The organism is Bradyrhizobium sp. WSM1743 (genome assembly GCF_000473065.1).
Taxonomy (GTDB): domain Bacteria; phylum Pseudomonadota; class Alphaproteobacteria; order Rhizobiales; family Xanthobacteraceae; genus Bradyrhizobium.
On sequence record NZ_AXAZ01000132.1, the window covers coordinates 1 to 6,276 of the forward strand.

General features: G+C 61.4%; 4 protein-coding genes and 4 pseudogenes. 7 read left to right on the forward strand and 1 reads right to left on the reverse strand.

The features are described 5' to 3' along the window. Positions 1–273: 273 nt before the first annotated feature. The 4 genes and pseudogenes from YU9_RS46950 to YU9_RS51340 form a co-directional block, all read left to right on the forward strand. Positions 274–519 (forward strand): annotated as a pseudogene (locus tag YU9_RS46950) (transposase); the annotation flags it as partial. 55 nt (positions 520–574) lie between these two features. After that, positions 575–1,896, forward strand: a pseudogene (ltrA, locus tag YU9_RS43950) (group II intron reverse transcriptase/maturase). Between the two features lie 601 nt (positions 1,897–2,497). Continuing rightward, entirely contained in the window at positions 2,498–3,388 is an 891-nt protein-coding gene (locus YU9_RS0137880) for a 3-keto-5-aminohexanoate cleavage protein (RefSeq protein WP_027577356.1), read from the forward strand. 14 nt (positions 3,389–3,402) lie between these two features. After that, a pseudogene (locus YU9_RS51340) lies at positions 3,403–4,221 on the forward strand (3-hydroxyacyl-CoA dehydrogenase NAD-binding domain-containing protein); the annotation flags it as partial. Positions 4,222–4,343: 122 nt separating this feature from the next. Here the strand turns inward: YU9_RS51340 and YU9_RS51345 are convergent. Then, positions 4,344–4,478 carry an SWIM zinc finger family protein gene (locus YU9_RS51345; protein ID WP_371259255.1) on the reverse strand — a complete coding sequence of 45 codons (135 nt, stop codon included), beginning with the start codon at positions 4,476–4,478 and terminating at the stop codon, positions 4,344–4,346. Here YU9_RS51345 and YU9_RS51350 point away from each other — a divergent pair. The 3 genes and pseudogenes from YU9_RS51350 to YU9_RS0137890 all read left to right on the forward strand — a co-directional run. Continuing rightward, a pseudogene (locus YU9_RS51350) lies at positions 4,468–4,902 on the forward strand (thioesterase family protein); the annotation flags it as partial. The gene YU9_RS51345 and the pseudogene YU9_RS51350 overlap by 11 nt on opposite strands. Before the next feature lie 53 nt (positions 4,903–4,955). Then, the gene (locus YU9_RS48600) at positions 4,956–5,135 is read left to right on the forward strand and encodes a hypothetical protein (protein ID WP_156952368.1); all 180 of its coding nucleotides are present in this window, start codon (positions 4,956–4,958) and stop codon (positions 5,133–5,135) included. 824 nt (positions 5,136–5,959) lie between these two features. Continuing rightward, a partial coding sequence (locus YU9_RS0137890) for an ATP-binding cassette domain-containing protein (protein ID WP_245266722.1) occupies positions 5,960–6,276 on the forward strand: 317 nt, incomplete at its 3' end.

Below are 6,276 nucleotides of genomic sequence, written 5' to 3' on the forward strand. Positions count from 1 at the left end.
GTCGATGCCAATCACCCGTCGCATTCGCACCTCCTGCCAGACACATGACTGACGGGAGCTGCGGGCGACACGACAACTACGGATTCGCGCTCTCGGCGCAACCGGGCGAGTCGCAGAGGCGGCCAGCTACTAACTCGAGCTCTCGGCTCATCGAATAACATCGGCCTGCCCGCACTTCGTGCTCCCGGTGCCTCTGTCCCGATGGTCGCACCATACGCCACGATGTAGAACACCGCAGCGGGAACGTTGGCACCGAGACATCTCATACCGGTTACGGATCCGCTCGAACGCGTCAACGGCGAGATCAAGCGCCGAACCGAAGTGGTCGGCGTCTTCCCCAATGAGGACGCCATCACCCGCCTGATTGGCGCCATCCTGCTCGAACAGAACGATGAGTGGGCGGTCCAGCGCGGTCGCTACATGACACTGGAAACGATCGCGCCATTGGGCGATGATCCCGCCGTAGCTTCCCGGCAATCGCCACCTGACCGATCCAGCCCAGGCCGGCGAACGCGGTGACCCACCGCCAGCTACACCACGCCCGGGGAGTACGTCATGCCAAGCTGATGATCGCTTGTGGGGCGCCTTGCCGCCGAACCTCAAGCGGGTGAACGCGGCGGCCAGCCAGGCCGCCCAAACCCGGTTCACGGCCCTGCTGCACCATGTCGATGAAGCCGCTCTTCTTCGGGCGTTTCGACGACAAAAGCGGCAGGCCAGCGCGGGGGTCGATGGGGTGACGGTGGCGAAGTACGAAGAGGGGCTGACGGATAATCTCCGCGACCTCTGCGCACGGGTCCACACTGGTCGCTACCGGCCACAGCCGGTGCGGCGCGTCTACATCCCCAAAGCCGACGGCGGTAAGCGGCCTCTCGGTGTGCCGGCGCTCGAGGACAAGATTGTCCAAAGCGCGGTGGCCGAGGTGTTGAGCGCTGTCTACGAGGCCGACTTCCTCGGATTCTCCTACGGCTTCCGGCCGGGGCGGAATCCTCACATGGCGCTTGATGCCTTGCATACGGCGATCATGAGCCAGCATGTGAACTGGGTGCTCGATGCCGACATACGCAGCTTCTTTGACTCGGTTGACCACGAATGGCTGTTGCGGATGCTGGCGCACAGGATCGCCGATCCTCGCATCTTGCGGCTCATCGGGCTGTGGCTGCGAGCCGGCGTTTTTGAGAGCGGCGAGAAGCAAGAGACGGACAGGGGCACGCCACAAGGGGCGGGCATCAGCCCGCTCCTTGCCAACATCTTCCTGCACTACATCCTCGATCTCTGGACTCATCAATGGCGTCGTCGCCGCGCACGCGGTCGCATCGTGATCGTGCGCTATGCGGACGACTTCGTCATGGGCTTCGAGAGTAAGGCAGATGCGCAGGAAATGCTCTTGGCCCTCAAAGCGCGGCTGGCCGGCTTCGGCCTGACGCTCCATGAGGACAAGACGCGGCTGATCGAGTTTGGCCGGTTCGCGGCCGTCTCACGTCAGCAGCGCGGCGAGCGGCGGCCAGAGACCTTCGCCTTCCTCGGCTTCACCCACTACTGTGGGCGGACCCGGGATGGCCGGTTCATCGTGAAGCACAAGACGGAAGGGAAACGCCTGACGCGCAAGCTGACGGCGTTGCGCCAGGAGGTCTGGCGGTTCATGCACGCGCCACTGGCCATGCAACACGAATGGCTCACCGCCGTTCTGCGTGGACACTACGGCCCTATGGCAGACCGCACAACTATCCGGCGCTCAACGGCTTCTACCGCGAAGTGCGTCGGACCTGGCTGCGCTGTCTGAGACGGCGTAGTCAGAAAAGCCGGCGCATGGGTTGGTCGGAGTTTGAAACCCTGACGGCTCGCTTCCGTCTGCCCGTCCCACGCATCACTCGCACATGGGCGCAGGCGCGGATATGACGCGGGTTACTCTCGGGAAGAGCCGGGTGCGGGAAAGCCGCCCGCCCGGATCTGTGAGGGCAAAGCCGAATGGCCGAGCTACTCGACCACGATCCGCGGACCCGAAAAGCCGCATGTCCCGGCCTGCAAAGATGCGCTTCTCCCCGCAGAAAATGAAGGCTCGGGTACGAAGTAGGTTTCTCGGCCTTTGCCGTAGAGACCTTGTGCTTGCGATCGCAATTCGTCTGAAGGCGGGGCTTCGAATGTCTATGTTGCCTGATCGGCGATGTCCTCGAGTATCAAGGTGGGGCATTTTTGGAGATTGCCTCTAACGGAGCGGGGCGGCTTACACCTGAAGCGTGTATTCAATTTCCGCGGGATCACCGTACACGTCCCGGCGCTCCAGTGTGAAGTATCCGTGGCGCGGTTTGCCCGCGTGTGGCCAAAGCTGATGGAAATACTCAGCCTAGCGCAGTTTGCATGCAGAATTACTGCTCGGAATCGCCCGATATTGCTCAAATACAGATCTCTTGCCTCGCTACTTATTGCATCCAGACGAGACGTATCTAGACGTCTGGCCCGGCTTCGGGCTGCTCAAGATTTCAGGAAAGGAGAAGGTGTGATGATTTCCGAGGTGTTCATCACCTGTGCGGTCACCGGCGGAGGAGAAGCGCCGAGGCAGAAGAACGTGCCGGTAAGTCCGGAGCAGATCGCTGAATCAGCGATTGAGGCCGCGCGTGCGGGAGCGGCAGCGGTGCACCTCCACGTCCGTGATCTCAAGACCCAGGAGGGCTCTCTCGATCCTGCCTTGTGGCGAGCGGTTGTGCAGCGCATTCGGCAGTCCGATGTGAATCCGGTGCTCAATCTGACCACTGGAGAGGGCTGCGGCATCGTGGTGGGCGGGCCGGAAGCTCCCCTGCCACTGGCATCAGGGACCTGGATGGCGAGCCTGCGTGAGCGGCTCGTGCACATCGAGGAGCTCCGCCCCGAGATATGCACGCTAGATTGCGGCTCGAAGAGCAGCAAGGGCAACGTAGAGGGCGTCATGGTCAACACGGTCGGAATGCTTCGCGCCATGGCTGCGCGGTGCAAAGAGATCGGCGTGAAACCGGAGCTTGAGGTGTTCGATACAGGACATGTGGTGTTGGCCAACGATCTGGTCAAGGATGGACTGATTGATGGCATCCCATTGTACCAGCTCTGTATGGGCACGGGTAACGGCGCCCCGCCGGATGTGTCTACGTTGCTGGCCATGGTGCACCAGCTGCCGCGGGATGCCGTCTATTCAGCCTTCTCGGTCGGGCCGATGCAGCTTCCGTATGCTGCTCTGTCGCCCCTGGTCGGTGCGAACATACGGGTCGGTTTGGAAGACAATCTGTACCTGTCCCGTGGGCGGCTGGCGACCAACGCTGAGCTCGTGCGGCGAGCTGTAGAGATTGTCGAGCGCATGGGAGTGCGGGTGATGAGCCCGGATCAGATGCGCGAAAAGCTGAAGCTGAAGGTTCGCGCCTAAGAGGGACCATCGTCATGCCTGAGAATCCATACATCACCAGGACCCCGCCCCGCGCAGTCGGGCTTCTCGGGGGCGGTGTTATTGGCGGCGGCTGGGCCGCGCGTTTCATTCTCAATGGAGTGGATGTGCGGCTGTACGATCCGGCTCCCAATGCGGTCGAGTATGTCCAGAAGATGCTGGCGAATGCGCGGCGGGCCTATCGGCGGCTGACGGGTGTGCCTCTGCCGATCGAAGGCGCGCTCACCCTCGCTGATTCGGTTGCGGACGCGGTCCGCGGCGTGGACCTCGTGCAGGAATCTGCGCCGGAGCGACTGGACCTCAAGCAGGAACTCCTCGCCACTGCCAGTCGGGCGGCCGGGCCTGACGCGTTGATCTGTTCCTCGACTTCAGGATTTCGGCCGTCACTGCTGCAGGCCGAGATGGATCACCCCGAGTGTTTCCTCGTGGCGCATCCGTTCCAACCAGTGTACATGCTGCCACTTGTTGAACTCTGCAGCGGTGAGCGTACAGCGCCGAAGATGCTAGATCGGGCGGCGGCGATTTTCCGCGCGATCGGGATGCATCCGCTGGTGGTGCGCAAAGAGGTTGATGGTTTCATCGCGAACCGACTGGGAGATGCGATCTCGCGCGAGTCGCTGTGGCTTGTGCACGATGATGTTGCTACGCTCCAGGAAATCGATGACGCCGTCCGATACTCTTGGGGATTGCGGCGAGCGGTGATGGGTGCCTACCGCATGGCAGACGGCGGCGAGGGCATGCGCGAGACGATCGAGCAATGGGCATTCAAGTGGCCATGGTCCAGGCTCACCGAAAAGCCGAACATGGATCGGGCCTTTCTCGACAAGGCGGCCGAGCAGGCAGACGCGTTGGTTAAGGCGGACCCCCTGGACGTTCCCACTGTACACAAGCGCGACGACTTGCTCGTCGCCTTGCTGCAGGGGTTGCGCTCACAGGGCTACGGCCCGGGCGAGACGCTCGCGCGGTGGGAGCAGGGGCTGCGCGAGCGCGCTCCCCTGCCACAGCTGCATGATGGCTCTGGCCGTCTGCGGATGCCGACCCTTGCAGTCCCCTCCGACTGGATTGACGGCAACGGACATGTCGCTGAGAGTCGGTATCTTCAGGTCTGCAGCGATGCGACTGGAACACTGGCACATTACATCGGCATTGACGCCGAGTATCGGTCACAGAGCGGTGCCTACTACACTCTCGAGACACACCTGTGCCATCTAGGGGAGCTGCATGCGGGTGACCGCATCCAGGTAAGCACTCAGGTCCTCGGGGTCGATGACAAACGCCTTCACCTCTTTCACGTGATCACGCGAGAGGGGGGCGAGCGACCGGTTGCCACGGGCGAACAGATGCTGATTCACGTTGATGCGGGCACAAAACGTAGCGGTCCCGTAAAGGGCGATGTGCGAGAGCGCCTTTTCGGGCTGGCGCGAGTGCACGCACAGTTGCCTCGTCCGGATCGCGCCAGCGCAAGCATCCGCCTGCCGCCAAGTTCCGTTAGCTAATCCATCTTCACATTTATCATTGCATAGAGGATCGATGTTTAAAGGAAAGGGCAATGGCTTCACGCCGCGAATATTCTGAAAGTGCGGTATCTGCAGACGTTGACAGTGGCAGCTCGTTTGCGGGGGTCAATGGGAGCTTCGTGACAGTCGTGAACCCGTTGTCGCCGATGATTGCGGTGAAAAATGAGTGCCATTTTCCGGAAGCTTCGAGAGAGGAACGCGAGAAAAATTAGTAGAACCTGTTCGAGCGACCTTGCTCGGCAATCTATTGAACATTTGAGCGGGCAAGTCTTAGGGCGAGCCCGAGAATTGCGAGTCGCTGCGACGACAGCAGTATCGTGCCATCGATCTGCCGTTCGCGAGGCTGCTACTATACGAGTCCTCTCGAACAAAGCTTTGCCAAGCTCAGCAGTTGAAGAAGCCCAACTGGGCAGCTGTGCTCGCCTCGTACAGTACTTCCACGCATTGGAGTTCCTCGACCCACTTCCGGTCGGCAATGTGAGCGGCTGGGCGGAAGGAACGGTGTGACGCCGGGGCTTGAATGGGCGCGCATGTGTAGGGGCATGCTGGTGCCGTTTCGAACGGGGCATATTTCATTCGCGATCCGGGAGGCTCGTGCTGGGTCCGTTCTTTTACGCCGCGAGCGCGACCAGGAAATCCTGTCGACGGCCTCAGCGACTCTGTGAAGGCCCGGTAGCCTCACCAAGATAAGCGTGCCTTTGTTGCGGGCCGAAGCGCTGGACTACCGAGGCGCGCACATTCATCGCATGGTTGTGGAGGCACATGAATCCGCGCGCTCGGCCGGATTAACGCAGGATTTCGGCTGCCGGAGCAGCCACATCAGTGGAATTTGGCTTTCGCGGCCCAATAATATTTACGTGAAAGAGAAATGGTCTGTCGGCCGCGAGGCCGCAGTAAAACGGGAGGAAGAGTGCGTCGTCTGATTAATCGCAGCCGCCTGATGAAGGCGTGGCCCTGCGGTTTTGAGTGCGCGCTCAACAGCATGCAATTGGTCAAAGTGCAACATCAGGGTCTGGCAGTCGTGGGCGGCGCTTCAATGCAACAAGCGCCGGGGCCGGGGAGGGGGGCAATGCCGGATGCGGACAATGCCTTTGTGAAGTTTTCCGACATCCAGAAGTCCTACGACGGCGAAACCCTGGTCGTTAAGAAGCTCAACCTGGATATCGCCCGGGGTGAGTTCTTGACCATGCTGGGGCCCTCCGGCTCCGGCAAGACCACAACCCTCATGATGCTTGCCGGGTTTGAGGTNCCCACCCAGGGCTGCATCCTTCTGGAGGGGCGCTCGATCCAGAATGTGCCGCCGCACAAGCGCGACATCGGCATGGTATTCCAGAACTACGCGCTCTTTCCGCA

Excerpts from the sequence above, each read along its gene's own strand:
- YU9_RS0137880 (WP_027577356.1), top strand. The coding sequence starts at position 2,498 with ATGATTTCCGAGGTGTTCATCACCTGTGCGGTCACCGGCGGAGGAGAA.
- YU9_RS48600 (WP_156952368.1), top strand. The coding sequence starts at position 4,956 with ATGGCTTCACGCCGCGAATATTCTGAAAGTGCGGTATCTGCAGACGTT.